21 protein-coding genes are annotated in these 26,515 nt (G+C 68.7%); 1 reads left to right on the forward strand and 20 read right to left on the reverse strand.

What is annotated here, in order from left to right; translation table 11 throughout:
• Nucleotides 1-7: 7 nt before the first annotated feature.
• From ACLJRL_RS22780 to ACLJRL_RS22790, 3 genes are all read right to left on the reverse strand, one after another.
• Complete coding sequence (locus tag ACLJRL_RS22780; protein ID WP_410658306.1) at nt 8-493, reverse strand: DUF6423 family protein; 486 nt, start codon at nt 491-493, stop codon at nt 8-10.
• Nucleotides 494-794: 301 nt separating this feature from the next.
• On the reverse strand, nt 795-1,103 hold the full coding sequence (locus tag ACLJRL_RS22785) for a DUF6235 family protein (RefSeq protein WP_410658260.1): 309 nt from the start codon (nt 1,101-1,103) through the stop codon (nt 795-797).
• Between the two features lie 112 nt (nt 1,104-1,215).
• Nucleotides 1,216-1,365, reverse strand: a complete 150-nt coding sequence (locus ACLJRL_RS22790) for a hypothetical protein (protein ID WP_410658261.1) — start codon at nt 1,363-1,365, stop codon at nt 1,216-1,218.
• Between the two features lie 299 nt (nt 1,366-1,664).
• Between ACLJRL_RS22790 and ACLJRL_RS22795 the strand changes: the two genes are divergently transcribed.
• Nucleotides 1,665-1,856 carry a hypothetical protein gene (locus ACLJRL_RS22795; protein WP_410658262.1) on the forward strand — a complete coding sequence of 64 codons (192 nt, stop codon included), beginning with the start codon at nt 1,665-1,667 and terminating at the stop codon, nt 1,854-1,856.
• A 40-nt stretch (nt 1,857-1,896) separates the two neighbouring features.
• Here ACLJRL_RS22795 and ACLJRL_RS22800 read toward each other — a convergent pair whose 3' ends face one another.
• From ACLJRL_RS22800 to ACLJRL_RS22880, 17 genes are all read right to left on the reverse strand, one after another.
• Nucleotides 1,897-2,112 carry an acyl-CoA carboxylase subunit epsilon gene (locus ACLJRL_RS22800; RefSeq protein ID WP_410658263.1) on the reverse strand — a complete coding sequence of 72 codons (216 nt, stop codon included), beginning with the start codon at nt 2,110-2,112 and terminating at the stop codon, nt 1,897-1,899.
• 11 nt (nt 2,113-2,123) lie between these two features.
• On the reverse strand, nt 2,124-3,665 hold the full coding sequence (locus ACLJRL_RS22805; RefSeq protein WP_410658307.1) for an acyl-CoA carboxylase subunit beta: 1,542 nt from the start codon (nt 3,663-3,665) through the stop codon (nt 2,124-2,126).
• Between the two features lie 158 nt (nt 3,666-3,823).
• Nucleotides 3,824-4,045 (reverse strand): DUF6222 family protein, encoded by a 222-nt coding sequence (locus ACLJRL_RS22810; protein WP_410658264.1) that lies wholly within the window; start codon nt 4,043-4,045, stop codon nt 3,824-3,826.
• A gap of 29 nt (nt 4,046-4,074) precedes the next feature.
• A complete protein-coding gene (locus ACLJRL_RS22815; RefSeq protein WP_410658265.1) occupies nt 4,075-4,671 on the reverse strand; it encodes a flavin reductase family protein in 597 nt (198 codons plus the stop codon).
• A 1-nt stretch (nt 4,672) separates the two neighbouring features.
• Complete coding sequence (locus ACLJRL_RS22820; RefSeq protein WP_410658266.1) at nt 4,673-5,113, reverse strand: acyl-CoA thioesterase; 441 nt, start codon at nt 5,111-5,113, stop codon at nt 4,673-4,675.
• A 1-nt stretch (nt 5,114) separates the two neighbouring features.
• Nucleotides 5,115-10,937, reverse strand: coding sequence for a type I polyketide synthase (locus ACLJRL_RS22825; RefSeq protein WP_410658267.1), 5,823 nt, complete (start codon nt 10,935-10,937; stop codon nt 5,115-5,117).
• A 380-nt stretch (nt 10,938-11,317) separates the two neighbouring features.
• Nucleotides 11,318-12,289 (reverse strand): carboxymuconolactone decarboxylase family protein, encoded by a 972-nt coding sequence (locus ACLJRL_RS22830; protein ID WP_410658268.1) that lies wholly within the window; start codon nt 12,287-12,289, stop codon nt 11,318-11,320.
• A gap of 2 nt (nt 12,290-12,291) precedes the next feature.
• Nucleotides 12,292-13,944, reverse strand: a complete 1,653-nt coding sequence (locus ACLJRL_RS22835) for a GMC family oxidoreductase N-terminal domain-containing protein (RefSeq protein WP_410658269.1) — start codon at nt 13,942-13,944, stop codon at nt 12,292-12,294.
• Nucleotides 13,941-14,498, reverse strand: a complete 558-nt coding sequence (locus tag ACLJRL_RS22840) for a DUF5987 family protein (protein WP_410658270.1) — start codon at nt 14,496-14,498, stop codon at nt 13,941-13,943. The genes ACLJRL_RS22835 and ACLJRL_RS22840 overlap by 4 nt, the downstream gene beginning before the upstream one ends.
• Nucleotides 14,499-14,503: 5 nt before the next feature.
• Nucleotides 14,504-15,847 (reverse strand): cytochrome P450, encoded by a 1,344-nt coding sequence (locus tag ACLJRL_RS22845; protein WP_410658271.1) that lies wholly within the window; start codon nt 15,845-15,847, stop codon nt 14,504-14,506.
• The gene (locus ACLJRL_RS22850; protein ID WP_410658272.1) at nt 15,844-16,833 is read right to left on the reverse strand and encodes an enediyne biosynthesis protein; all 990 of its coding nucleotides are present in this window, start codon (nt 16,831-16,833) and stop codon (nt 15,844-15,846) included. The genes ACLJRL_RS22845 and ACLJRL_RS22850 overlap by 4 nt, the downstream gene beginning before the upstream one ends.
• 5 nt (nt 16,834-16,838) lie before the next feature.
• Nucleotides 16,839-18,803 carry a CRTAC1 family protein gene (locus ACLJRL_RS22855; protein ID WP_410658273.1) on the reverse strand — a complete coding sequence of 655 codons (1,965 nt, stop codon included), beginning with the start codon at nt 18,801-18,803 and terminating at the stop codon, nt 16,839-16,841.
• A complete protein-coding gene (locus ACLJRL_RS22860) occupies nt 18,800-19,777 on the reverse strand; it encodes a DUF1702 family protein (protein ID WP_410658274.1) in 978 nt (325 codons plus the stop codon). The genes ACLJRL_RS22855 and ACLJRL_RS22860 overlap by 4 nt, the downstream gene beginning before the upstream one ends.
• Nucleotides 19,778-19,931: 154 nt before the next feature.
• Entirely contained in the window at nt 19,932-20,834 is a 903-nt protein-coding gene (locus tag ACLJRL_RS22865; protein ID WP_410658275.1) for a helix-turn-helix transcriptional regulator, read from the reverse strand.
• Nucleotides 20,835-20,967: 133 nt separating this feature from the next.
• Complete coding sequence (locus ACLJRL_RS22870; RefSeq protein ID WP_410658276.1) at nt 20,968-22,086, reverse strand: sensor histidine kinase; 1,119 nt, start codon at nt 22,084-22,086, stop codon at nt 20,968-20,970.
• A gap of 471 nt (nt 22,087-22,557) precedes the next feature.
• Nucleotides 22,558-24,003, reverse strand: coding sequence for a SagB/ThcOx family dehydrogenase (locus ACLJRL_RS22875; protein ID WP_410658277.1), 1,446 nt, complete (start codon nt 24,001-24,003; stop codon nt 22,558-22,560).
• A 41-nt stretch (nt 24,004-24,044) separates the two neighbouring features.
• The gene (locus ACLJRL_RS22880) at nt 24,045-26,321 is read right to left on the reverse strand and encodes a TOMM precursor leader peptide-binding protein (protein WP_410658278.1); all 2,277 of its coding nucleotides are present in this window, start codon (nt 26,319-26,321) and stop codon (nt 24,045-24,047) included.
• Between the last annotated feature and the right edge of the window lie 194 nt (nt 26,322-26,515).

Below are 26,515 nucleotides of genomic sequence, written 5' to 3' on the forward strand. Positions count from 1 at the left end.
GGGCGACTCAGCCGATCACGGTCACCGGGACGATCAGTTCGATCACGGGACGTTGCCCCATCCCGTTGCTGATCAGGTCGTCCAGGGTCTGCTGGGACTGTTCGGCGGTGTCGGTGGCGATCGGGCTGTACCGGGAATAGGAGTAGGTCGGCTTCCGGCCGCCCGCGTCCAGCGAGTACACCTTCAGCACGGCTTCGCCGGGGCGGACCTCTCCGTCGTAGAAGGTGAGGCGGCGCTGGTCCGGGGTCATGAAGGACTTCGAGAACTGGCGCGAGAGCACGAGCGTCTCGGCGTCGTTGACGAAGGTCGAATCCTCGTCGGTGACGACCTGCATCGCGACCCAGGTCTTGTCGGTCAGGTTGGTCTCGGACTTGATCACCTGCCAGCGGCCCGGCTCCGGCAGGTTGACGCTGACCGACACGTCGTGATCGGTGGTGTCGATCGCGCCGGAGATCATCAGCACCCGGCGGCGGACGTCGGCCACCCCGGCCATCTGAATATCACGCGCGCGCACCCGCGTGGAGACGTCCAATCCAGGAAATTCGGGTGACGACATTTCATGCCTCCAGACCTCGATTACCGCACTCTTTTCGACAACACTGTCCGACAACGCAGAAATTCCCCATCTGTAAACACCGAAAGAATTTCACGCCGGAGCGGACGGTGTCAAGATGAGGAACCCACGATCCACTGGTGCGAAAGGCCGCCGGAACGCGGCGGGTGCGCATCGGGATCTTGGTCCGTTCAGCGGTATGAGGCCTGGTCTGTTCGGCCTCACCCGCATACGGACCAGGTCAGGAAGCGTCGCTGTCCTCGGCCCATACCGCGGCCGGGGTCCCCTGCTCCAGCGCCCCGATATAGACGATCTCGAACGAGGAATCACTGCGCTTGAGGCCTATTCTGATAACGAGGTCGTGTTTCACCAGAATAATAAATTGATGCGGATCCCGGCCGTCCCCGAAGATATCGTAGATGAGGAACGCGGAACCGTCGGCGACCGAGAACAATGCTTCGTAAATCACGTTGCGGTCGGCTTGCGGGGCGTTGATAGCCCATTCCTCCAGAACCTGCAAGCCCGACGTGAGCTGGAGGCGCATAGCCATCCGAAGGCCTCCTCGAGGTCTCGCCGGGTTCCGGACGATCTTCATTGTCTCCTCCGATGCACCCGGGGGTCTTCTCCGTCTGTGCTGTCCGTGCTGGTCGCGGCTCATGAACTCAGTTGTAACCGAGGACGATGTGCTCGGCCGGGAATTCGTTTTCGGCCGACTGCCTGGGTTCCGGGATGATCGCCTGCTCCCCGCTCTCGGTGATCCCACCGGGGTGGAAGTCATCGGTCACCACCCAAATTCGCACCTGTGCCGTCATGATGTTCCTCCCGGCCTTCGATGAACGGATCACTTGACAACAAGGATGGACCTGTCCTGTCGAAGACCGATCGTGGCGGGCTCGAGGATGGATGAAGATCCTGATGAGCAAATAACAAGTCGCCGATGAGGGCCTCCTGGTAGTGATCTGGTCCTACCCGAAAAACGCGGAATCCCGTGGGAGGACACCATGACCGAGCGCCTCGACCCGTATGAGATCTACGCCGAAGACGAACTGGACGTCGACCTGCTGGGCCTCTCGTGGCCCGACCCGGCCGTCCCGGAGCAAAGGGACCGGTCATGAGCGCGGCGCAGCGACAGCGGACCTGCGCGGCCTGTGGGGGCCCGTTCGAGCCTGGGGAGCGAACGGACCTGGAGACGGTGATGGCCGGCGGGATCCTCTACGTCGCCGTGCACCCTCACCACAGCACGCATCCTCCGCGCCGGGAAGCGGACATCGCCGAGCGGCTCGCGGCCGACACAGCGGCGTGAGCGCACGAAAACGGACGGCTCGCGCGGGGCGAGCCGTCCGTCAGGGCAGGATAGAAGTACGCCAGGTGGCGGGGGTCCGCGGAGACCACGCCGAGCGGGCGGGCGCGGCGAAGGGGGGCGCCGCGGCCGCGAGCGCGGTGAAGACGGCGACGAGCACCGCCAGGTCGGAGTCTTCCGGGTTCCCCCGCAGAACCCGGAAGACCGGCGTCCCGGAGTCGCCCCCGGGCCGTTCGGCGTCCTTTTCGGACGGTGACATGGCGCCCCCGTTCAGATCGGGTGGTTGCCGTGCTTGCGCTGCGGCGCCGCCTTTCGCTTGTCCTGCAGCATGTCCAGCGCCCTGGCGACGGCGGAGCGGGTGTCCGCGGGGTCGATGATGTCGTCGACAAGGCCTCGTTCGGCGGCGTACTGCGGGTTCATGAACTCCTCGGTGTACTCCGCGACCAGGCGGGCGCGCAACGCGTCCGGGTCGCTCGCGGCGGCGAGGTCCTTGCGGAACAGCACGTTGACCGCGCTCTCGGCGCCCATCACCGCGATCTGGTTGGTGGGCCACGCCAGGGCCAGATCGGTCCCGATCGACCGCGAATCCATCACGATGTACGCGCCGCCATAAGCCTTGCGCAGGATGATCTGGATCCGCGGCACGGTCGCCTCGCAGTAGGCGTGCAGCAGTTGCGCACCGTGCCGGATGATCCCCGAATGCTCCTGGTCGACACCCGGCAGGAAGCCCGGGACGTCCACCAGTGTCACCAGCGGGATGCTGAACGCGTCGCAGAACCGCACGAACCGCGCCGCCTTCTGCGACGCCGGGCCGTCGAGCACGCCGGCGAACACCACCGGCTGGTTGCCGACCAGGCCGACCACGCGCCCGTCGACCCGCGCGAGCGCGCACAGCACGTTCCGCGCCCACCGCTCGTGCATCTCGAAGAACTCGCCGTCGTCGGCCAGTTCCGCGAACACGTCCCGCATGTCGTAGGGCTGATTCGGTTCCACCGGAACGATTTCCGCGAACCGGGGCCGCCGGTCCCGTGCGGCGTCCTGCGACGGCTCACGGGGCGGTGGGTCCAGATAGTTCGACGGCAGCAGCGAAACCAGGTAGCGGACGTCGGCGAGGCAGGACTCCTCGTCGTCGTGCACCACGGTCGCCACACCGGACGACGCGCCGTGCACGTCCGCGCCCCCCAGTTCTTCGTGGCTGACCCGTTCCCCCGTCACGGTCTGGACGACGTCCGGCCCGGTCAGGTACATCCGGGCGGTATCGCGCACCATGAAGGTGAAGTCCGCCAGCGCGGGCGAATACGCCGCCCCGCCGGCACACGGCCCCAGCACCACGCTGATCTGCGGGATGACACCGGACGCCTCGACCTGGCGGCGGAAGATGCCGCCGTAGCCGTTGAGCGCCATGACGCCTTCCTGGATCCGCGCTCCCCCGCTGTCGTTGAGCCCGATCAACGGGGACCCGGTGGCTATCGCCAGGTCCATCACCTTGTGGATCTTCGCCGCGTGCGCCTCGCCGAGCGAGCCGCCGAAGAGGGTGAAGTCCTGCGCGTAGACGAAAACGCGCCGCCCGTCGATGGTGCCCGAGCCGACGATGACGCCGTCGGTGTAGGGCCGGTTCTCCGCCAGCCCGAGCCCGCTCGCCTGATGCCGCCGGTACAACTCGACCTCGGTGAAGGAATCGGGGTCCAGCAACAGATCCAGCCGTTCGCGCGCGGTGTGCTTGCCGAGCGAATGCTGCCTCCGGACGCCTTCCAGCCGCCCGTCGACGATATGTTCGCGCAGTTCGTTCCGCTGCGTGCGCAGCAAGGGCATCGTCGGTTCGGGTGGGTGCACCGGTTCGGCGCCGCGGGCGAGCGGGATCACCTGCCCGTCGACGCCCCGCGGGATCCGGGCGCGCCGCAACCGTTCTTCCGGCAGCGGCACCACCTCGGAGTCCTCCGTGCGCTGGGCGCCCGGATCGCCCTGCAGTGTCACGCCACCTCCTTGAGACGCCCTCCCGAGGCACTCTGTCCCGCCGAGGAAGCGGCACTGACACGCTCGAGTTCTTCGAGTTCGATCTCGCGGACGATGTCGCGCCAGCACACCCCCCGTCCGAGCCGAGGCATCGTGGTCACGACCGGCGGGCGGTCGAGCGCGTGGACCGAAGCCCCGGGCTCGTCCGGCGGAGTGGTGGCGGATTCGTTGATGGTCATGACAATCCTTTCCTCTCAAGCCCTTCTCTTCAGGCCGATGCGCGGATGCGGCCGTCGATCTGGTGGTAGCCGCCGCTGTAGAAGACCAAGGAGTCCTGCCCGGAACCGCGGCTGGAGGCGACCACCCGGCCGAGGAAGATCGAGTGATCACCGCCTTCGTAGACCTCGGTCAGCTCGCATTCCAGCCACGCCAGCGCGCCGTCGAGCAACGGGGCGCCGGTCTTCGGACCGGCCGTCCAGTCCACCGAGTCGAACTGCGCGATTCCCGCCGGGCGGCGCCAGTCGGCGAAATACTTCGCCAGGTCCTTCTGCTCCGCGGCCAGCACGGTCACGGCGTACGAGCCGGCCGTCACGATCGCCTCGTGCATCCGCGCCGCGCGGGAAACGCAGCACAACACCATCGGCGGTTCCAGCGATACGGAGGTGACTGCGTTGGCGGTCATCCCGTGGGCCCGCTCGCCCCCGGCGGTCAGCACGGTGACCCCGGTGGCGAACTGGCCCATCACCTCCCGCAGCCCGGCCTGCGCCGAAAGCCGTCGCCGCGTGGCGGGTCTCGGCAGCCGTTTCAGCACCGGGCGAGCAGGCTCCGGAGACGGAGACCCGACTGCTGGCTCAGGAGTGCCCACGTCATTCTCCCTTGCCGTTGACGGCGTACGGGGCCAGCGCCTCACGCAGCTGCTCGGGCACCCGGCTGGGCACCGTCGCCGTGTTCGGCCCGCGCATGCAGGCGATCCGCTGCCGTCCGCGCGCCACCAGCCGCTCACCCTCGTCGGTGAGGTGGACGTAGTCGAAGGTGAACTGGATCTGGGTCTGGGTCAGCTCTTCCAGGCGGAGCCGGATGGACAGCTCGTCGAACGCGGTGATCTCCGCGTAGAACTCGCAATCCACCTTGAGGGTGAACAGCTTGAGGTCCTTGCGAACCTCGTCGAGCACCGCGGGTGCCTTGTCCCTCAAGAACATCTCGCGGCACCGGCCCTGCCAGCGCACGTAGTTCACGTAGTAGACGTTGCCCACCAGGTTGGTCTCTTCGAACCCGACCGTGTGAAGGATCTCGTAGTAGTCGGCCATGTCAGTTTTCCTCTCCCTGGAGCACCGCGAAGACCACGGGATCGGTTCGGTCGTTGACGGTCGTCGCCCAGGTGGCGATGCGGGCACTGCCGTGGGAAAGCACCGCCCAGCCGTCCGGGTCGACCCGGTGCACGGTGAGCGCCTGGGTCATGTCGCCGGTCTTGCGCACGCATTCCAGTGCGCTCCAAACCCGGGTGTGCGCGACGGAAAGCGGTTCGCGGGCGTCGGCGGCGAGCAGTTCACCCACCGCGAGGAGGTCTTCGCCGAGCAGCCCGGCCCAGTCCTCCGGGGTCCGCTCGATCGCCGTCTCGACGTCGCACGCGAGCCGGCCGGTACCGGCGATCGCCAGGGTGAGTTTCGCGCTGTGCGACGCGCTCACCTCGACCCCGTCGGCCTCCGGTTTCCCGTCCGGGCGGTAGCGGATCTCGAGCGGGGCGTCGACGGCACGGCCGGCGGCCAGCGCCGTCTGCGCCCGGCGCTCCGCCGTGGTCTCCACCGAGACGTCCACCGGGTCCGGTTCGACCACGATCGCCCGCGTCGAGCCGAGCAGCCGTTCGGCGGCACGCTCCAAATAGGACCCGAGCATCGACGGGACCCAAGGCCCTTCCCCGTCGCGTTTGCGGACCGCGCGCAGTTTCAGCCCTTCCCACCGCTCGACGAGCGTGCCGTCCGGGTTGCGGACGTCGAGGTCGTAGATGTAGCTGTCGCCGTCCTGCGAACGTTCGCGGGCGTCGAGGAGCACGTACTCCGGGTCCTGCTTGCCGGGTTCGGCGAGGTACAGCCGCTCGATCCCTTGCGGCAGCAGGGTCGCGTCCGGGACACAGCACTGGATGGCGTGCATCATCGCGTCACGGGTGCCCGGATCGGCCAGAAGCTGTTCCTGCGGAAGGAACGGCGCGAACCAGTCGACCTTGGCGCCGGTCGCGATCTCGGCGACCGCGTGCCGGGCGCTGGCCCGCCGGTAGCCGGTGACCCGCTGGAAACGCTTGCCCTGGAACAGGACCGTGCCGTAGAGCTCGGTCGTCGGGTCCACCGGGACGGGCGGCAGCGCGACGTCGCGGACGACGGTCTCGCCGAGCGGATCCGGCCTGCTGAACTCGAGCCGCGCACGGAAGTGATCGGCGCTGAACCCGGTTTCCCCGCTGCGCAGCACCACGTCCACCGTGCCGGCGTCCCTGGCGAGCGCGGCGAGCCGGATCGTGGTCGACCCGCCCGGCGAGACGATGATCGGGCGCAGGAACTCCACGCCGGAGAACACCGGTGCCGGCAGGCTTTCCACCCCGAGCGCCGCCTTGGCGACCTGGGTCATCGCCTCCATCCCGATCACGGCCGGGAACAGCAGCTGTCCGTCCAGCAGGTGGTCGGCCAGGTACGGGTCGCTGCCCGCGGAGAGGTCGGCCTCGGTGATCAGTTCGACCCCCGGGTAGTGCACCACGGCGCGGTCCACGAACCGGGTCAGCGGCAGTTCGCGCTTCTCCACCGGCAGGGTGGCCAGTCCCCCGGTACGGCCGCAGACGACCAGTACCGACGGGGCGGCCGGGTCGCCGACGACCTGGCGGAGGATCTCGATGCCCTCCTCGGTCGGGATGGGGGTGATGCCGTCCCGCATCAGAGCGCTGACGACACCGAGCTTTTCGCCCATCCCCGTCCCGGACCAGACCGACCATTCGAGTGCGATCGCCCGCGCCTGGGGGTGTTCGCGGCCGAACCGCACGGTCAGTTCGGTCATCCAGTCGTTGGCCGTGGCGTAGTGCGCCTCACCGCGCAGGCCCGCCCGCCCGATGATGCTGCCGAAGGTGACCAGCAGCTTGATCTTGTCCTGGTCGACGGCGTCGAGGACGGCGTTGAGGCCGCCGATCTTCGGCGCCAGCGTCTTGCGGAAGGTCTCCTCGGTCAAGGAGAACAGCGCGGCCGGCTCGTTGCGGCCCGCACCGTGCAGCACCGCGGTGACCGGGCCGAACGCGGTCTGGATCCGGCCGATCGCGTCCGCCACCTGCTGGGCGGCGGTGACGTCGGCGCGCTCGTACCGGTAGGTGATGCCCGCGGCCTCCATGCGGCCGAGGTTCTCCGACAGCTCGGCGTCGTCGGCCGGATCGCTCCGGCCCAGCAACGCCAGTTTCGCGCCGGAGTCCTTGGCCAGTGCCAAAGCGCTCTCCGCGGTGATGCCCTTGCCGCCACCGGTGACCAGCAGGACGTCGTCCGCGCCCAGCGGGGTCGTGATCGTTTCGGCGGCCGACAGGGCGGCGAGCCTCGGCACCGTGCGCACTCCGGCGGTGTCGTAGCGGACCTCGCTGAAGTCGTTGGTCGCGGCGACCTCGGTGACCACAGTGGACACCGCGGCGCCGATGACTTCGGGATCGACCGGGTCGACGTCGGCGAGATCGACGATCGTGGTGCGGGCCGACGGGTCCTCCAGGCGCAGCGTTTTCGCCAGCCCGGACGCGCCGAGGCCGTGCTGTACCACGACGAACCGCGTGCCGTTGGGCCCGGCCAGGACCGCGCGGCCCGCCTCCAGGAACAGCCCGACGTCGTCGGCGTCGCTGTCCTCGTTCAGGCACAGGAGGACACCGTCGCCGAGGCCCGCGGTGGCCAGCGCCGCGCGCAGCGGCTCGGCCAGCGAGTGCCCGGCGGGCGCGAACGCCGACCATTCGGCGGTCGAAAGGCCCGGGGTCAGGTCCGGGGCCGGCTTCGGCGCGACGACGTACTCCACCGCGAACGGCCGGACCCACGGCCCGACACCGGTGACCTCCGCCTGGTTGCTGTCGGACGGTTTGGCCGTCTGCGCGAGTTCGTCGATCATCTCGGCGAGTTCCCCGAGACAGACGGTCGCGAAGTTCGGCATGCCCTCCAGCGCCGGGCGGCCCAGCGCGCGGGTCACGTCGTTGACCAGCTGCCCCACGGTGATCGACGAAAGGTGCAGGTCGTCGAGCGGGTGCGTGTCGGCGGTGACGGACTCGAGCGGGAGTTCGACCCGCTCGGAAGCGAGCTTGCGCAGCAGGTCGAGCGTGCTGCTGCCCCCGCTTTCGGAAGCCTCGCCCGCCGCGGCGGGCTCGGCCGGTTCCGCGGCGCGTTCGCGGGCCAGTTCGGCCACGATCGACGGCGCGGCCTCGCAAGGGCTCGCGAGGAAGCCGAACTGCCCGTCCACCGGCAGGGCCCGCACGACCCGGCCGGTGAACAGCGCGGACGTCTCCAGCGGGACACCGAACGCGAACGCGGCACCGGCGACCTTCAGCACCGCGGCCAGCGTCGGGCTGTCGGTGTCGATCGAGAGCACCGGCGTACCCGGCGCGATCTCGCCGAACAGGCCGGTGAGCACCCGGCCGGGACCGACCTCGACCACCAGGTCGCTCCGCTCGGCCACCTTCGCGGCGGCCTCCCGGAAGCGCACCGGCAGCACCACCTGGTCGCGCAGCAGATCGCGCAGATCCTCGGCGCCGTGCAGGACGTCACCGGTCACCGTCGACACCACCGGCCGGTCGAGCCGGGCGAAGTCGAAGGCGGCGAGTTCCTCGGTCATCGCCTCGGCGGCCGGTTCGACCGCGGGCGAGTGGAACGCGTGCGACACGTTGATCCGGGTCGCGGTGAGCCCTTCGGCGCGGGCACGGGCGACCACCCGGTCGATGGCGTCGGCCGGTCCGGAAAGGACGGTCTGCTCGGGGGCGTTGTACCCGGCGATGACGACGTCCTCGCCGTCCGCGACCCGCTCGACGACGTTCGGCGCGGCCGCGATCCCCGCCATGGCACCGTTTCCGGCACTGGCTCCGGCCATCACCTTGCCGCGGATCTTCGCGAGCTTCAGGACTTCACGTTCGTTGAGCGCGCCACCCCAATGCAGTGCGGTGAGTTCACCGAGGCTGTGCCCCGCGGCCGTCTGCGCCTCGATGCCGAGGCTCTTCAGCACCCGCAGCCCGGCGAGCGAACCGGTGACGATCCGCGGCTGGGCGACGTCGGTGCTCACCTGGTCGGCGCCGGTGGAAAGCCCGGCGGCGCGGTAGATGTCGTCGACGTGGGCGAAACGCTTGCGGAGCGCGCCGACCGTGCCCTGCCCGGAACCCTGGCCGGGGAACAGGAAGCCGATCTTCGGCCCCTCGGAACGAGAGCTGGCGAAGATGCCCTCACCGGCCGAGAAGACTTCCGGCTCGCCCTCACCGAGGAGGTCGAGCAGCTTCGACAACTTGCGCTCGGCGTCTTCGGGGTTGCTCGCGATGATCGCCGCGCGCACCGGTTTCCCGGACAGCTCCTCGGAAAGCGAGCCGGCGAGGTCGCCCAGTTCCGCGAGCGAAAGCTTCGGTACCAGCTCCAGCAGCGCGGTGACCTGCCCACGCAGCGAGGCCGCGTCGTCGGCGTCGAGGAGCAGCAGTTCCGTGTCCTGCCGTCCGGACACCAGCGCACGGGTCTTCTCGTCGAGTTCCTTGCGGCGGGCGGCGCCCGGCGCCTCGGTGACGGTGACGTGCGAGTTGATCCCGCCGAAGCCCATCGCCGAAACTCCGGCGCGGACCGGGTGGTCCGGGGGCCACAGCCCGGCCTCGACCGGGACGTACATCCGCGCGGAGTCGCCGACCAGCGACTCGTGCGGCTCGAAGTGGCCGGTGGCCGGCGGGATGACCTGGTGGTAGACCGCGAGGGTCGCCTTGATCAGCCCGGCGACGCCGGCGGCGGCCTTGGTGTGCCCGATGTTGCCCTTGATCGTGCTCAGCGCGGCACGGTCGGCGAGCGGGTCGGCGTCGCGGCGGGCGGTGGAGAGCGCCTCGATCTCGGTGGCGTCGCCCAGCGCGGTCCCGGTGCCGTGACCCTCGAAGTAGGAGACGGTCTCGACGCCGTATCCGGCCTTGTCGTAGGCCCGCTTCAGCGCCAGGCGGTGACCCGAGGCTTCGGGGCGGGTGATGCCGCCCTTGCCGTCGGAGGAGATACCCCAGCCGCCGATGGAGGCGTAGATCCGCTTGCCCTGCGCGATCGCGTCTTCCTCGCGCATCAGCACGAGCATGCCGGAACCCTCGCCGGGCCAGAACCCGTTGGAGTCGGCGTCGTAGACCTTCATCTCGCGCTTCGCCAGCGCGCCGGTCTTCGCGAACCCGATCACCTCGAACGGGTCGATCGACAGGTCGACACCGCCGGCGATGGCGACGTCGAGGTCGCCCTCGGACAGCGCGTTCGCCGCGGTGACCACGGAGAGCAGCGACGACGAACAGGCGCCGTCCACGGTGAATCCGCCGCCGCCGAAGTCGAAGAAGTTGCAGACGCGCCCGGCGATGGTGTTGGCCAGCCCGCCCGCGAGCGAGTCCTCGTTGATCTCCGGGAACGGCGCCTTGTACTGCGCCTCGAGGTCGTGGAGGAACTCGGCGGTGTCGCCCTCGGCCCAGCCGCGCTCGGCGAGCGCCGCCGCGACCGTGCGGCGCACATACGGCCAGCGCAGCCGCATGATGTTGGCGCGGGAGAACTCACCGGTGAGGCTGTTGCCGATGACCACACCCGTGGCGATTCTCGGCAGGCCCTCCCCCTCGGGGAAACCCGCGTCCGCCAAGGCCTGCGCGGCGACCTCGAGCGCCAGCCAGTGCGTGGTGTCGGTCGAGCGGAACGTGCTGCCCGCGACCTTGTACTTGATGCGGTCGAACTCGTACTCCCGCAGGACCGCGGCTTTCTGGGCGTAGAAACGGTCCGGCGCTGCCGCGTCAGGCGAGTAGTAGTCCTCGCGGTTCATCCGCTCGTCGGGCAGTCTGCGGAACGCCCGGCGGCCGGCGAGGACGTTCTCCCATAGTTCGTCCGGGGAACCAGCGTCCGGGTATCGGAGACCGATACCGACAATCGAAATCCGCTCAACGCTCATGCCACCGCACTCCCCTAGATCTCAAACACTCAAGTCACGGAATCCGGTTCCAGCGCCGGGCTCTGTCCCCAGAAACCCGGGCACCGTCCGCATCTGCAGTCCCGTCAAGCATGAACCGGGCAGCTCGCGGAGTCTTCTCTCATGTTGTTGAAGACAGACCAACGAATCCGGCGGCCGCCTCGGGAGTTCCTTCTCCCGTGACGACCGCCGTGTTCATTCGGACCTTTCGTGCGCCTGGAAGCCGGCTCGCAGGCGACGCAGGTGCTCCCGGCTCGCTTCCTTCCGCACTCGGTCCGCCCACTCAGGATCGCCCCGGCACCCCGCGGCCGTCTTCTCCTGGATGGACCCGGTTCCTCACGAACCCCGGGAGGGTCGTGCGGTCACCTGCCGGCGTGTGCTTCGAGGGCCACACACCGTTGCGCGGCAACGAAACTCGACCATCCGACCACTTCTATCAGCTCTCGGTCGGACAACCCCGCACCGGCGACCATGGCGTCGTCGACCTGGTAGGGCGCCTTCGCCACCACCAAGGCCAACCGCGCGGCCGCGACGTCGTCCGGGGGGAGATCGACGGCATCCACCCAAGATCGGCTCAGCCCCGGTGGCCGACCATCCCAAGAGGACAGTTCCCGAAGAACGACATCCCTTACGGCAGGAGGAACAGGCACCGAGGCGAAGACCGATTCAGCACGGGAGAAGGCGTCGGCGACCGTCGGGTTCCCGGCCGCCCAAGCGAAGTCTTCCGAACCGGCGGGCAGGAACTCCAGCGACAAGCCCGGCGAAGCGTCTTCGATGGGACGGAGGAACCGGCCGAGGACCGCCTTCGCCTTCTCCCGTGCGGAATCCGGCACGGACGGAGGCAGCGGTGACGGCCCGAGGAAGACGCTCACCACCCGGTTCAGGTAGTGGAACGAGAACGCGACAGCGGTCAGCTCGGCCGAAGCCGCCGGCGACAGAGCTGCCGATGAGCGCGGATCCTCCACCACACCGCCCGCCTCGATGGCCGAGGCCACCGAGGAACGGCCGAGTGAGGACAGCGCCATCCCGTGCACCTCGACGCAGTACGGGCACGCGTTCGCCTGCGACACCAGGGAAGCGACGATCTCCCGGTCCGCCCGGCCGGTCGCCCCCGCCGCCACCAGCGATTCCCGCAGCATCAGCCAGGTGGCCGCGAGAACCGGTGGTGACGGCGAATGCAGGGCGACCGGCGGCGCGAGCATGCCGAAGTCCCGTTCGAGCTGGCGGTAGACGTCGCGGACCAGCCCGGTGGCCTTGCCCACCGGGACCGGCCGGACGTATCGGGTCTCGCGCAGCGCCCGTCGCAACGCGAGCTTCACCGGTTTCGGCGCCATGATCAGCTACCAGCCACCAGCGACAGCTTGCTGACCGCACGCCGCCCGGTGATGGACCCGTCCGGCGTGGGCGCGCCGTAGGAGACATCGACGCCGCGTGCCTGCAGCGCCCGCACGATCCCCGGCACCGAACGCTCGGCCAGCGCCGCGATCGTCATCGCCGGGTTCACCGTCAGCGCGCCCGGCACGGAAGCGCTGTCGGTCACGAAGATCCCAGGGTGGTTGCGGAGTTCGTGGTTCGGATGCAGCGCCGAGGTCTCCGGGTCGTCACCGATCCGGCACGACGCCAGCGGGTGCACGGTGTAGGCGCCGACGACGTCGTTGGTCCAGGGCGACACCTTCGCCAGGCCGTCCTTCTCGAAGATCTCCTTGCACTCCGCGTCGGCCAGCGACCAGCCGTGCCGGGTGTTCGCGGTCGGGTCGTACTTCAGCGGGCCGCGGCCGAGCATCTGCTGCGAGATGCGGTAGGCGTTGCCGGTGGGCGGCGGCGCGCCGAACACACCCTCGTTGTCGTCCTCGGTCATCAGGAAGATGGTGAGCCAGGATGCCCACCTCTTGAGGATCTCCTTCTTCTGCGCCCCGAACCAGCGCGGCTCGTCGCCGTCGGGCACCTGCGCGAGGATCGTGCCGAGCCCGGGCGGGAAGTACAGCTGCTCCAGCGAATACCGCTCGTACTCCGGCAGCGAACCGTCGAGCTTGTCCCAGTTCGCCACGGTCGGGCCCTTGCCGATGTGGTTGGCCTCGTAGACCTTGCCGTCCTCACGGGACAGCCCGAGCACCTCGCGGACCCGCTCCTCGTTGATGATCGCGGTGTTGAGCCGCTCACCGTTGCCCGAGAAGTACCGGCCGACGGCGTGCGGCATGGTGCCGAGCGCGGATTCCGACCGCTGCAGGATCACCGGCGTCGCACCGGCGCCGGCGGCGATGATGACGACCTTCGCGTCGATCGTCCCGCTGCCGGACTGCACGCGGTAATCAACGTCGTCGACGACGGTGAAATGGACGCGGTAGTCGCCGTCCTCGATCCGCTCGATCCGCTGGACCTCGTGCAGCGGCCGGATCTGCGCGCCGTGCGCGAGCGCGGCGGGCAGATAGTTGGTCAGCAGCGACCGTTTCGCGTCGAACCGGCAGCCCGCCATCATGAAGTTGCAGTTCACGCACCGGTCGTTGTCGACCGCGACCGGCGCGGGGTTGGCGGTACGCCCGGAGTGGTCGCAGAAGGCCGCGAACAACCCGCCCGCGTAGGACACGTCGTTCCAGTCCTGCTGGGACACCGGAAGCGAGTCGGAGACCCGGTCGTACCAGGGCTCCAGCGCATCGCGGGACAGCACCGACGGCCACATACGGCGGCCGATGCTGCCGTGGCGTTCGAAGACGAACTTCGGCGCCCTCGGCATCGCGGCGAAGTAGACGACACTGCCGCCGCCGACGCAGTTCCCGCCCAGCACGCTCATCCCGTCGCCGACGACGAAGTCGAACGCCCGGGTGTAGGACGAGCCGAGCAGGTAGTCGTGCTCGAACTCCTTGGCCTCCAGCCACGGGCCGCGTTCCAGCACGGTGACCTTCGCCCCGCCCGCGGCGAGGTGGTACGCCGGGATCGAGCCGCCGAACCCGCTGCCGACGATGACGACGTCGGTCTTGTCGTAGGCACTCATGCCGGGCTCCCGGAAGGCGTCGTGTCAGGGTGGCGTTTCGCCAGTTCGCGGCGATAGGAGAACTTCGGGAATCGCCACAGGCCGTCTTCGTCCGGCGCGGTGTAGCCCATCGCCAGCAGACCCGGGTGGCCTTCGGCGATGGCTTCGGCGGTGTGCTTGTGCGCCGCGCAGTCGAAGGACATGTTGCAGAACAGCGCGAGGCTGACCCAGCCGTCCTTCTCCGGGTGACCGGGCGCGGTCAGCGACCGCACCAGCTCCGTCCGGTCCGCGAAGGACAGTGCGACGAACGGCGGCAGCGTTTCGTCGAGGGTGAGTTCCTGGTCCTTGGCGTAGACCTTCGCGTGGTCGTTGAGTGACTGCGCCAAATAGGGCAGCCCGACCGTCACCCCGGTCGCCTCGGTGTGCAGCAGTTCGAGCGCTCCCGCCACGACCGCACCCGGCCCGGGAGCGGCGCCGGCGATCGCGTGATCGTCGGGGAACCGCTTCTCCCCGGGAAGGATCGTGTCCGCGTAGGCCTCCAATGTGGACACCTTGATCTGTTCGTCCGAATCCACGGAACCTACCTCCTGTTCCTGGCGTGCACGGTCATCGGCAACCCACCGCGCACGCGCAGCGAGAGCATCGCCTCGGGGACGACCTCGTAGCCCGGCAGCTTTCTGATCTCCAGGTCCCGCAGGACCATGGTCAGCACGAACACCGCCTCCATCACGCCGAGGCTGTTGCCGATGCAGAACCGCGGTCCGGCGCCGAACGGGATGTAGGCGTACCGGGGCCGCCCGCTCAGCCGGTCCGGGTCGAACCGGTCCGGGTCGAACTTCTCCGGGTCCGGCCAGAACGCCGGATGCCGGTGCAGGGTGTAGGGCACGACGACGACGTCGGACCCGGCCGGGATGTGGTAGCCACCGATCTCGTCGTCGGCCTGCGCCACCCTCGGCAGCAGCCACACCGGCGGGTACAGCCGCATGACCTCCTCGACGACCCTTGCCGTGTAAGGCAACCGGTGCAGGTCGTCGTGGGTGGGCAACTGGTCGCCCAGCACGGAATCCGCCTCGTCACGCAGCTTCGCCGCCACGTCGGGGTGTTCGTCGAGGAGGTGGAACGCCCAGCCCAGCGTGCTCGCCGTCGTCTCGTGCCCGGCCAGCAGCAGGGTGATCAGTTCGTCGCGCATCTGCTCCCGGGTGCCCCCGGTGGCGATCAGCCGCGACAGCACGTCTTCGCCGTTCTCCACCGGGTTCGCGAACCGCTGCTCGACGAGTTCCTCGGCGATCCGGCGGAGGTCGTGCCGCGATTCCCGGAACCGCAGTTGTTTCTTCAGCGGCGCCCACTGCGGGACCATGCTCAGCGTCACCGCTTCGAACATCGCCTGATCCTGCACGGCTTCGAAGGAATGGCCCAGCGAGGTGAACCCGGCGAGGTCGGCGTCGAGCAGGGTCTTGCCGAGCACGCCGAGGGTCAGCCCGGTCATTTCGTGCATGATCTCCACGGGCCCGGTGGTGTCACGCAAGCGTTTCACCAGACCTTCGACCTCGTTCGCGACGACCGAGGCCTGCCGCGCGATCCGCTTGGGCTGGAACACCGGCTGGATCGTGCGGCGCTGTTTCTTCCAGACGTCGCCGTCACTGGTGAGCAACCCGTCGCCGAGTGCCCGCCTCGCCTCCTGGAGGCCGATTCCCTTGTGATAGTTGGCCGCGTTGTCCGCGAGCACGTGTTTCGCCAGATCGGGGTGGTTGACCAGGTACATCGTCTTCGGACCGATGGCGATCCGGACGACGTCCCCGTAGTCCCCCGCCGAGTCCGACATGAGCGCCAGCCGGTCGGTGAAGAGCTTCTTCAGCAGACCGAACGTCGCTCGGCGCGGCGGTCCGGGCGGCACTGCCCTGGTCGGTACCACCTCTGGGGTCATGCCGCCACGGCTCCGGTGCTGGTCTCGGGCTTCTCCTCGACCGGCTTGGGCAGGGTCGTGACTTCGGCGTCCTTCACCTGGTCGGCCTCCCACTTCGCGGTGGCCTTCTGCGAGAAGTGCAGGCCCCACAGGAACATGCCGCGGATGAGGCAGACGAGCGCGGTGGCCAGGAACAGGCCGTACGCCACGTGCACCACCATGAAGAACCCGTACGCGATCGCCACTCCCGAGCCGAACAGGATCTGCGACGCCGGCTTCGACGGGGTCGTACCCGGGTCGGTGACCATGTAGTTCGTGTAGAGCACGAACGCCACCCCGGTCATCATCCCGAGCGCGCCGGGAATGGCGGTGTCGAACACCAGACCTCGGATGATCGCCTGCAGGGCGAACGTGATCAGCCAGGCGCCGATCAGCCACATCCGCTGGGTCAGCATCGCGTTGAGCACCGTGCCCGACACCATGATGATGCCGACGATCACCCAGCCGACCCAGGAGTCGACCTGCTCGGTGAAGTGGTACGGCGGCGCGATGCTCGCCCAGGGGAACAGCAGCAGGATGATCGTGATGCCGAAGTTCGACGGGTTCATGTAGTGCCGGAGCCGGCCGCGCACCGGTGCCTGCAGGATCCACTTGGCGCCGACGGCGACGACCACGCCGAAGATCATCACGAGGACCTGGTCGTTGACGTAGGTCAGCATGTTGAGCGCGAGACCGGTGATATGCGCCGGGAAGAGGAACTCCACGAGTCCCTTGAACCCGTTGCCCTTGAAGCGGACGTCGCGGTTCTGGACGCGCGCTCCGAGGATCTCCAGCAGGATTTCCGTGGCGTAGGCGGTACCCAGTGCGATGAACGGGTAGACCCACGGCTGCTCGAAACCGAGCACGGTGTAACCGATGATGTTGAAGACCGTGATCGAGATCGCGAACCGGCGAAGGGCCGTGATCGTCTTGTTGCTCTTCGGGGCGGCGATTGTCTGCTCTGCCATGACGGTTACTTTCCCTTCACCTGGGAGCCGAGCTGGAGCGTGTGGCTACCCGGGGCCAGCTGGATCTCCTGCATCCGGATCTGCCCGGTCAGGTCACGCCACTGCACGCACACCTTCACCGGCCCGGTGACCTTGCCGAGGCCGATCTGCACTTCGTGGCTGCGCTTGCCGGAGTGGCCGCTGCCGCCGTCGACACGGTCGATGTACTTCTTGCCGTCGGGGGTGATGACGGTGACCTGAGCGCCGATCGCCGCGGTGCCCGCCGCCTTCGACATCCCGGCCGCGGCCGGGATGTCGTGGAGCAGCTTCAGGTTCAGGTACGAACCCGCGTCCGGGCTGACGTTGCGGTAGAAGATCGGCTGCTCCCACTGGCGGGCCACGGCGAAGTCGAGCTTGCCGTCACCGTCGGCGTCGCCGGTGGCGATACCGCGGGTGGGAACCGGGACCGCGAGACCGAGGCGCGGGGCCAGGTCGGTGTAGCGGCCGTCGGCGCTCTTGGCCCAGAAGTGCAGGGTGTGGTCGCCGCCGACGTCGTCACCGGCCACCATGTTCGGCCAGAAGTACGGGTGCTTCAGCAGTTCGTCGTTGGACGTCGCCAGTTCCTGCAGCTGCGGCCAGCGGTTGACGTCGCCCTTGACGAAGCCGGTCGCCTGGGTGATCACCGATTCACCGCTGTTGTTGTAGTCGGCGATCTTGACGTCCCAGCCCCAGCCGGACCACGCGGTGCCCGCCTGTGCGCTGCGGTCCACCCACGGTGCCTCTCCGCCCTGCAGACGGCCGCGCAGATCCGCGGTGTCCTTGGCGGTGTTCATGAACTGGAAGTGGCTTTCCTCGATGCCCCAGGACGTCGTGATGTTGCTGACGTACATGTCGTAGAGGCCGTCGTGGTTCAGGTCGCCGAAGTCGACGCCCATGCCCTTGAAGGAGTCGTTGCCGACCACCTTGGACTTCGGCTCGGTGCCGCCGCGGACGCCCTTCACCTCGGCGAAGGAGACCTTGCCCGCCGTGGACTTGTTGTACAGCAGGCGGTCGTGACCGAAGTCGTTGCCGATGTAGAGCTCCGGCAGGTTGTCCCCGTCGACGTCGGTCGCGCTGACCGCCAGCGCCCAGCCACCGCGTGCGTCGGCCGGGATGGCCTGGTCGTCGCAGACGAAGGTGACCGAAGGCTGGTCGCCCTGGGTGGCGCCGGTGAAGCGGAAGATGTACTTGCCGCCCGCGTTGTCGGCGTGCGACATCGACTTGTTCATCTCGACCCCGCCGAAGACCCGGTCGTCCAGCACCGCGCTGTCGGGGAAGTAGTTGCCGATGAAGATGTCCTGGTGGCCGTCGCCGTCGAAGTCACCGACGGTCGCGGCGTTGGTGTTCCACAGTGGACCGGAATACTCGCCGTTCTTGACGTTGTTGCCCGGCACCAGTTCGACCGGCACGTAGGACTTCGCCGCCGGCGTGGCCGCGGAAGGCTTGGCGAGGAACACGATCGGCGTGCGGCCCCAGTAGTAGGCCAGCAGGTCGACCCGGCCGTCCTCGTTGAAGTCGCCCGGCACACAACCCATGGGCGCGATGTACTTGCCCATCGGCAGCGGCGCCGTGTCGAGCGCGAACGGCGCGTAACGGTCACCGCCCTTGCCCGGCGTCGGGGTGACGACCACCTGATCGCTGCGCGGGTCCACGAAGCACAGGTCGTTCGCGAGCTTGTCCCCGTCGAGGTCGTTCACCGCGATCGCGGCGCCGACCGACGAGATCCAGGCGCGGATGTGCTCGTACTCCTTGTTCACCGTCCGGATCGACTGGCTCTTCGCCGCCTCCGGCAGTGCGATCGTCAACGGCTCGAACGCGTACTTCGAGGCCATGGTGTCCGCCTCGGCGGTCGAGACCGTCGGCAGCTGTGCCACCACGAACAGTCCCGCCATCAGCAACAGCGCCACGATGCCCGCAAGCTGCTTGCGGAGCCAGCCCAAGGTCGCCGTCATTTGCCTGCACCTCCAGAAGTGAGTACCTCGGCGGCGATGCGCTGTCGCCAGGTTTCGAAAGCCGGGAGTTCGCCGTCGACCACGACAGCCGGGCGGACCTCCTGGGTGATGGCCGCCGCGCGCTCGGCCGGCAGCCCGCAGATCGCCTGCGTGGCGACCTCGGTCTCGGGGATCAGCAGTCCGGCGCGGACCCTGGCCTCGGCGGCGAAAGCGCTGCCCTGAGCCAGATTCCCGCGATACTCACCGGCGAACTCGGCGAGTTTGAGGAGTTCGTCGGAGGTGACACCGCACGCATACGTCGAGGCGAGCCCGACTCCGGCGTACAGATCTCCGCGGCGCTGCTGGGGGAATCTCGCGATGGCCGCGGTGACCAGATCGACGTCGGTGCCGCAGATGAACCACAGCGCCCGGCCGATGCCCTGGTCGATCGCCCGCAACGAATAGCCGTTGTTGCCGGCCGGCCAGGCGAAGTCCGGGTCCTGGAACTGCCCGTCGATGTACTTGGCCGTCTTGAAGTAGGCCTGGTGGAATCCGTACCCGTCGAGCACCAGCCAGCGCAGCAACGGGTCGAAGTCCTCGGCGGACGGCCAGCGGAAGCGCGGCAACCGCGCCATCCCCCAGCCGACGCCGACGTAGATGATGTAGTCGTGCTTCTCGGCGGGACCGTCGAGGAAGTCCGCGATATGCCCACGCCCGCCGCCCGGCAGGCCGTCGAGCATTCCGTAGCCCATTCCCGCGCCTTCGTAGGCGAAGCCGCGGTATTTGACCGGAATACGCTCGAGCCATTCCTCGGCCTGTTCGGTGGTCCGCGCTTCTACCGCGTGGGCGTACCCGAGCAGGAATTTCTCACCGACCGTCTCCAGCAATTCTTGAGCGGCTGGGCTCTTCTTGTGGAAACCCCGCTTGTCCAGCGACGTCTCGGAGACGTCCGGCGTGATGATACGACGTCTGAACGTGCGCCATCCATTGCCCAACGCACTCTCCCCCTAACGGGTGGATTCGAATTCTGCGGACTTGTTCAAGGCTCACATGCGTAGCGATAAGGCAGCTACTCCACGGTTGCGCCCGCGGTTCTCCCGGTTTGCGTAACCGGGAGAACCGGGGAATACACCGAGTAACGCGCGCTACTCAAGCCACCGCGCGAAGGTAGTTCGGAGCCGGCATGATCATCCGGTTTCCGGTGGAGCTCGGGCCACCGGCGAGGGTGATCGCCATCGGCGCGTCGGTCGGCTGCAGGCTGCGCATCGGCATCCGCAGATGGACCCGGCCGTAGCGGGTGATGTCCACCCGGCCGGGCAGGGTGCCCACGGAGAACGTCGACGCGGCGGTGCCGGCGGCGTGCTCGGCGACCGCGATGACGGTCCAGCGCCCCTCGGGCACGTTCTCGATCTCGATGTCGCCCGAAAGGACGTTCGCCCGGCCGCCGAACGCGACCGGACCACACTGCGGGATCGACTCCGCGAACAGTCCGATGAGGACACTCGCCGGACCCGCCCCGCGCGGCGCCACGACGCGCACGCTGATCGTCCCGGTACCGGTGCGCATCGACGCGCAGCCCATTCCGGCGGTGTGCAACGCCTCCAGCGACGGCAGCCGCTGGAAATGCGGTGCCAGCGCCACGAGCAGCTCGCTGACCTCGGGATCGCGGTACTGGGTCGGGGTCATCCCGACCGCACGGGTGAAGCGGCTAGTGAACGTGCCGACACTGCTGTAGCCGACGCTGCACACGATGTCCGACACCGTCAGCGATGTCGTCAGGAGCAGTCGTTTCGCTTCGAAGAGCCGGATCGCGGTCAGGTACCGGCCGGGGGTCACCCCGGTGGCCTTGGTGAAGATCCGGGAGAAGTGGAACGGGCTGACGAAGACCTCGGATGCCAGGTCGCCCAGAGTGATCGGGTCGAAGTACCTCGCGTGCATCGACGAGATGGCCTGCAGCACCGCAGGTTGCAAGGGAGACGCCGGCTCGGGGAGCCGACCGGGTTCGATGACGCCTTTCTCGTTCGCCGCCGTGGCGACTGTTCGTAGCTGCATCAGACCAACCTCGGATTCGCTGTCGCTTTTCCTCTGCCAGTCAGCAAACTCGGCAACGATTTCAATGCACTCGACAGGCGATCGAGGTACGGCCTACGCAGGCGTTATTCTCGGCTGCGCGATCGCCGGACGGTCATCCCGCGGCGCGTTCCGGTGTCTCCAGCGGAACTCGAGCGGTCAGCCGGTGCGCCCCGTCGCGGCGGACGCCCGCCTGCAGATCGCCCCCGCGCAACCCGACCCGGTAGGCGAGATTGCCGAGACCGCAGCCCGCCGGATCGACCGGCGGCAGGACACCGTCGTTGAGCACCTCGAGCCGGACCATCCCGTCTTGCACACGCACGGTGATCTCGCACCAGGTCGCCGTACTGTGCCGGAGGATGTTGGTGACCCCCTCGCGCAGCACGGTCGCCAGGGTCGTCCCCGCCGGGCAGGAGAGCGCGACCTCGTCGCAGTCCACCCGCACCGTGATGTCGGCGGCCCGCAGCACGGATCTGGCAACCCGGCATTCTTCGGACAAGGACAGCTCCCGATAGCCCGCGGCCACCGAACGGACGTCAGCGAGCGCTTTCCGGGACATCACGAGGATCTCCGCCAGTTCCTCCTGCGCCCGCTGGGGCTGCTCGACGATCAGCCGGTTGGTCAGCTCGCTCTTCAGCGTGATGGCGCTCAGGCTGAGGCCGAGCAGATCATGCGTGTCCCGCGAGAACCGCAGCCGTTCCTCGGTCACCGCCCACCGGGCGAGTTCGCGCCGGTCGTCGGCCCAGCGCGCCGCCTGGGTCAGCGCGTGGACGACGAGCCCGACGACGAGCGTCGCGAGCACCGCCGTCGGCACCGCGACGGTGGCCGGATCGGCCACGAAGGCGTTGGCGTAGGCCGCGATCAGCCCGGACAGCACGGCGACGACGCCGACGCCCATACCGGCGACGGCCGGGGTCCGCTGCAGGGTCAGCAGGAGGTTGCCGGCGAGGAAGCCGCTGAACGCCACCCAGGCCGGGCCGAACCAGAGCAACGGAAGGTACGTCAGCGCCACCTGCAGGGCCAGCTGCGGCACTCCGCGCCCGCCGTCGGGGACCGGCCGGTGCAGGAACACGAGCTGGGCCGCGACCATCGCCGCGGCCCAGAGGACGCCGAAGAGCGCGTCGAACCAGTGGTCGGCCTCGGCCATCGGGCGGATCGCCACCAGGATCCCGGTGCCGCAGAAAACGAGGCCTACCGTTCTTCGCGAAAGCCCGGCCTGATTAGCACTCAGCATGGCCACCCCAGATCCCGCAGTTACCCCCGGATACACAAGGTAACCAACCGCGGAACCGGTGGCGGAAAAGTAGGACAACCGAGACCTAGTGTCCTGCGACGCAAATTCGTGCCTGAAGTCCGCGTGGACATGTGTTCCGACTCCAATCACGCATGTTCGGTCTCCAAACACGCGTGTTCGCTGTCTGGACACACGAATCGCGCCCTTCACCGGAAAAGGGGGCAAGGGTAAGCAGGACCACGACCAAGCGACGGGCGTCGCTCACCGAACAAACCACGAGGTCATCGTATGAGGGCAAAGTCCCCCTCAAGGCGGCTTGTGCCGGCGCCGGGTCGATGACTGTGTGGATTTTGGGACATCTGACGTCCCAAAATCCACACAGTGCCGCGTCACCGACCCTCGTGACCCAGCACCCCCTTGCCGCAAGGGACTTACGACGCGAATCTCTGACTCAAGACACGAGTGCCGCGATCAGGCGGGGAGATCGAGCACGCACTCCCCGACCCCGACCTCGGCCGGCCATTCGAGCTTCAGCGCGCGGTCGACCCGGTCCCCGGCGTCGACGGGGACGGCGTGCGCGGCCAGCCCCATGGCCCTGGCGACGAGGTAGAGCGTCTGCTGCAGGGCGCCCACGTGCGCCAGGGTCGTGGCGTACGCGCCGCCGCCGAGGACCGAGGCCATCCGCGGCATCCGCGCGGTCACCGTGATCAGCGCCGAGGGCCACCGGTGGTTGCCACCGCCGATCATCGCCATGTCGAGCATCGCGGCGAGGTCGGCTTCGTCGTCGTTGACCAGGCTGAGCCGGTGTTCGAGCGGGTCGTAGTGGTAGATCCCCCGGTCCACCCCCGAACAGCGGTTGACCGAGACGTACAGCTCGAGTTCGTACAGGCAGGCGACACTGAAGTACGGCCGCTGCGAAGCGTTGTGACTCGGTCCGTTGGGAAGGTGCGCCGGGCCGATGGACCGGATCCGCGCGCCGCGGAACAGGAACTCGCCGATCTGCTCGGCGGACAGCACGCTGTCGTTGAACTCCGGACAGGTGTGATCGTTCTCCAGCAACGCCGTCAGCGTCGGATCCGTTTCCGCGCGCACGGCCAGGTCCGGCCGGTACAGGACGTGGACGGGCCCCTCACCGGTGGCGGCCTTGACCACCGGCGGACTCCCCAGACCGGGCAGTTCGGCCGGACCACCGGGCCGCCAGGTCCGGCTCGTGGTGTGGAACAGCAGTTCGTCCGGTGACCACAGGCCCAGTTCGGGATCGTCGTCCTCGGCGAACCGGCCGAGCTCCCCGGCGACCTGGACCACCCCGGCCGCGACGAGGTAGGACACGATCGCGCTGACCACCCCGGTCTCGATCCCGGTGGTGGCGGCGATCTCCCCCACCGACTTGGCCGTCGCCAAGGTCGCCGCGACGTGGACCGCCCACGGCTGGAACAGCACGACGCGGTACCGCGCGGACGGCGACTCCAGCCCCATCCCGTAGGCGTCGGAACGCAGGGAACAGAAGCGGGACAACCGGATCGGGCGCGCGGCCGGGATCGGATCCGGCGCGAACACCGGGGCCAGCACCACCGGGATCACCGACAGCATCGGCCCCTTCCCGTCGGCGAGCCCCAGCGATCGCACCACCGAACCGCCCAGTTCCTTGAGCGCCTGGCGCAGCGCGTCGGCACCGTCGGCCGTCCAGCTCAGCCCGCCTTCGAGATCGGGCTCCCGCCGCACGGGCTCCCAGGACGACGTCACGTTCGCCAGCGAGATCGGCCCCAAAGCCATCCGCCGCAACGATTCACGGACCAAGGGCTCGGCATGGTCGAAGTCGAACTCCCCCCAGCGCGTGACGACCACCAGTGAGCCGTCTTCACCGATTTCGACAAGGCTGTCGTCGGTGAGCGACCACAGGGGGATCGTCTCGGCCACACCGCCAGGGGGATCAGTCCTCAACTGTTACTCCAGCCGATCTACAAGAACATGGGGAAGGGGTTCAGCCGGTCGTAGGGGGTCGGCTCGGCGAGCCGGCCGAGCTTCACAGGGACGTCGAACAGCCGCCCGGGGGCGAAGCGGCTCCAGAAGGGACGCAGCCCCGGCACGACCACCCGGACGACCGGAAGCTCGATGTCGGGCCTGGTCTGATCCAGCACCAGCGTCTCCATCCCCAGGGCGGAAAGCTTGCGTACCAAGCACTCCACGTCGTCCCGTACGTCGGGCCGCCGGACGAACTTGAAATCGGCGGCTCGTTTCGCCGACCGTCCGGGCGCCGGCCGCAGATACGGCTGGTTGGCGACCGTAGCGTGCCGCAGCCACTGCGCCGCATCGGGATCGTCGAGTTCGACGTCGTTCGCGAACACCGCCGGGATCATCTGGTTGAGTTCGCTGACCGCCCTCCGCAGCGCCGTCCTGGGATCCAGGTGGGCGCCGAATCCCATCATGACGTTCTCGCGGGGGCCGGCGACACTCCTGGACAGCGCGACCATCACCGGGATGCCGAGGTCCGAGGTCAGGTCGAGGACCCACAGTTCGCGGCCTGACCGCGCGTACTGCCCCACCATCTCCTCGGCCCACGGGTCGTCGAACGAGGCGATGTCCAGCCCGGGCACGGGAAGCCGGTTGTACCACCACATCGCGACGGCGTCGCGTTCGACGAGTTCGAGGAGCCCCTGCAGGATCGCGTCCTCGATGCTGCTCCCGGCCGCGCAGCCGTTGGAGTCGGCGCGCATGCCGGAGATCCCGCATTCCAGCGGAACGCCGTAGTAGAGATACGCCGCCGGCATCAGCTTGGCGCGCTGCTGGGACAGCGACCACAACGGCGTCCAGTCGACGGCGGCCTTCTCGTCGAACCGCTCGGGAACGTGCTGGAAGACCGCGTGTTTCGCGTTCCACTCGTCCCGGGTGGCGTACTGGCGTTCGTCGAAGAGCATGCACGAGTTCGGGTGGACGGCGTCCTCGCCGAGCGCGCGGAAGGTGTCACGGATCCGCAGTTCGTCGCCCTGGAAGTTCGCCGAGAACCGTTCGATCGCCTCGCACAGCGCGCCGACCTCGGCGTCGATCGGGCTCGCGCCCTTGCCGCCGTTGTCCCCGCGCAGCCCGGCCTGCAGACCCGCCTCACCGCGCACGCGGCGCGCGACGTTGAGCCCGGAGCGGTAGGCGTTCACGAACGCGGGCGCCCTCGGATCGCGGGCGATCTCCTTGATGATGCCGGTGACCGGGCTGACCAGATGGCCGAAGCGGTCGAGGACTTCGACCGGGGTCATCGTCCGGTGCCCGCCCCCGCCCGAAGTCGCCTTCTTGGCCTCCTTGAGCACGATCGGCTCGGCGGTGCGCGCGGCGACGATCTTCTCGTCCCCGCACTCCGGGCACTGCGGGCGACGGCGCAGTTCGTGCAGCCGCCCCTGCAGATCGAGCGTGTCGAGGATCCAGACGCATTGCTGCCCCGGATAACGATGCCCTGCCAGCCATTTCGACGCTTCGAGGGAGATCAGGTGCGATGCGGCGGCGGTCAGCGGCGGCACGGCGGGCATCGGGAACACGGCCGGACCGTCGTGCCCGAGCACCTCCTGCACGCAGGCCTCCGCGTGCCGATGTCCCCACAGCCGGTTGGTCAGGCAGTGCCAGCAACCGGACCGTCCCGGCTGCATGATCGGGCCGATCCACACCTGTGAACCCGACGGCCGGGCCAGCAGCCACGGCCGCCCGGTGCGCCGGTGCTCCGCGTCGATCTCGGCCAGCCGGGGGTCGAGGTAGTCGTCGCACAGCACGATCGCCAGTTCCGCGGCCGCGCCGACCACTTCGATGCCGCTCGCGACGAGTGCGTTCTGCACCTGGGAGGTGTCGACCCCGCGGCCGATAGCGGTCAGGCTCACCGTTGACGGCTTCTCCCTGGAAGTCACCGCGGACGCGTCGAGACCGCACGCGTCCCAGTAGGCCAGCGCGCGCTCGTCCACGCTCAGTTCGTCCGCGGCGCGCACGGTGACCAGACCGGCCTCGACGAGCCGGGCCAGCACCCCGGTGACCTGTTCGACGTTCATCCCCTCCGGGCAGGCGGACAGGAGTCCGTCGAGGTCACGGGTCCCGTCGAGCAGGGCCGCGACCGAGGCGACCTGCGCGCCGCGCATCGCGATCACCCCCTGCTCCGAGAACAGGTAGGCGCCGTTGCCCTCACTGATCTCCGCCCGCAGATGCCGTTTGAACCCCAGACCTCCGGTGATGGAACCGGACCCGTTCGACACTGCCTCGCGCATGGGAACCCCCGTAGGTCGGTGCGGTCACCGAATCCTGCTGCGCCGGGCGCGCACCGGCCAGTGCACGTTTCACGGGTCGGACATGAAAAATCCACGTTTTATCGGGACACACGCACGCGACGTCTGGTGGACGGCTCACTGGCCCGCCGTGGGGCCCCTCTGTCACTGTCGACGTACTGGGAACAGGCCACGAC

It is taken from the genome of Amycolatopsis sp. lyj-112 (assembly GCF_046549055.1).
In the GTDB taxonomy this organism is placed as follows: domain Bacteria; phylum Actinomycetota; class Actinomycetes; order Mycobacteriales; family Pseudonocardiaceae; genus Amycolatopsis.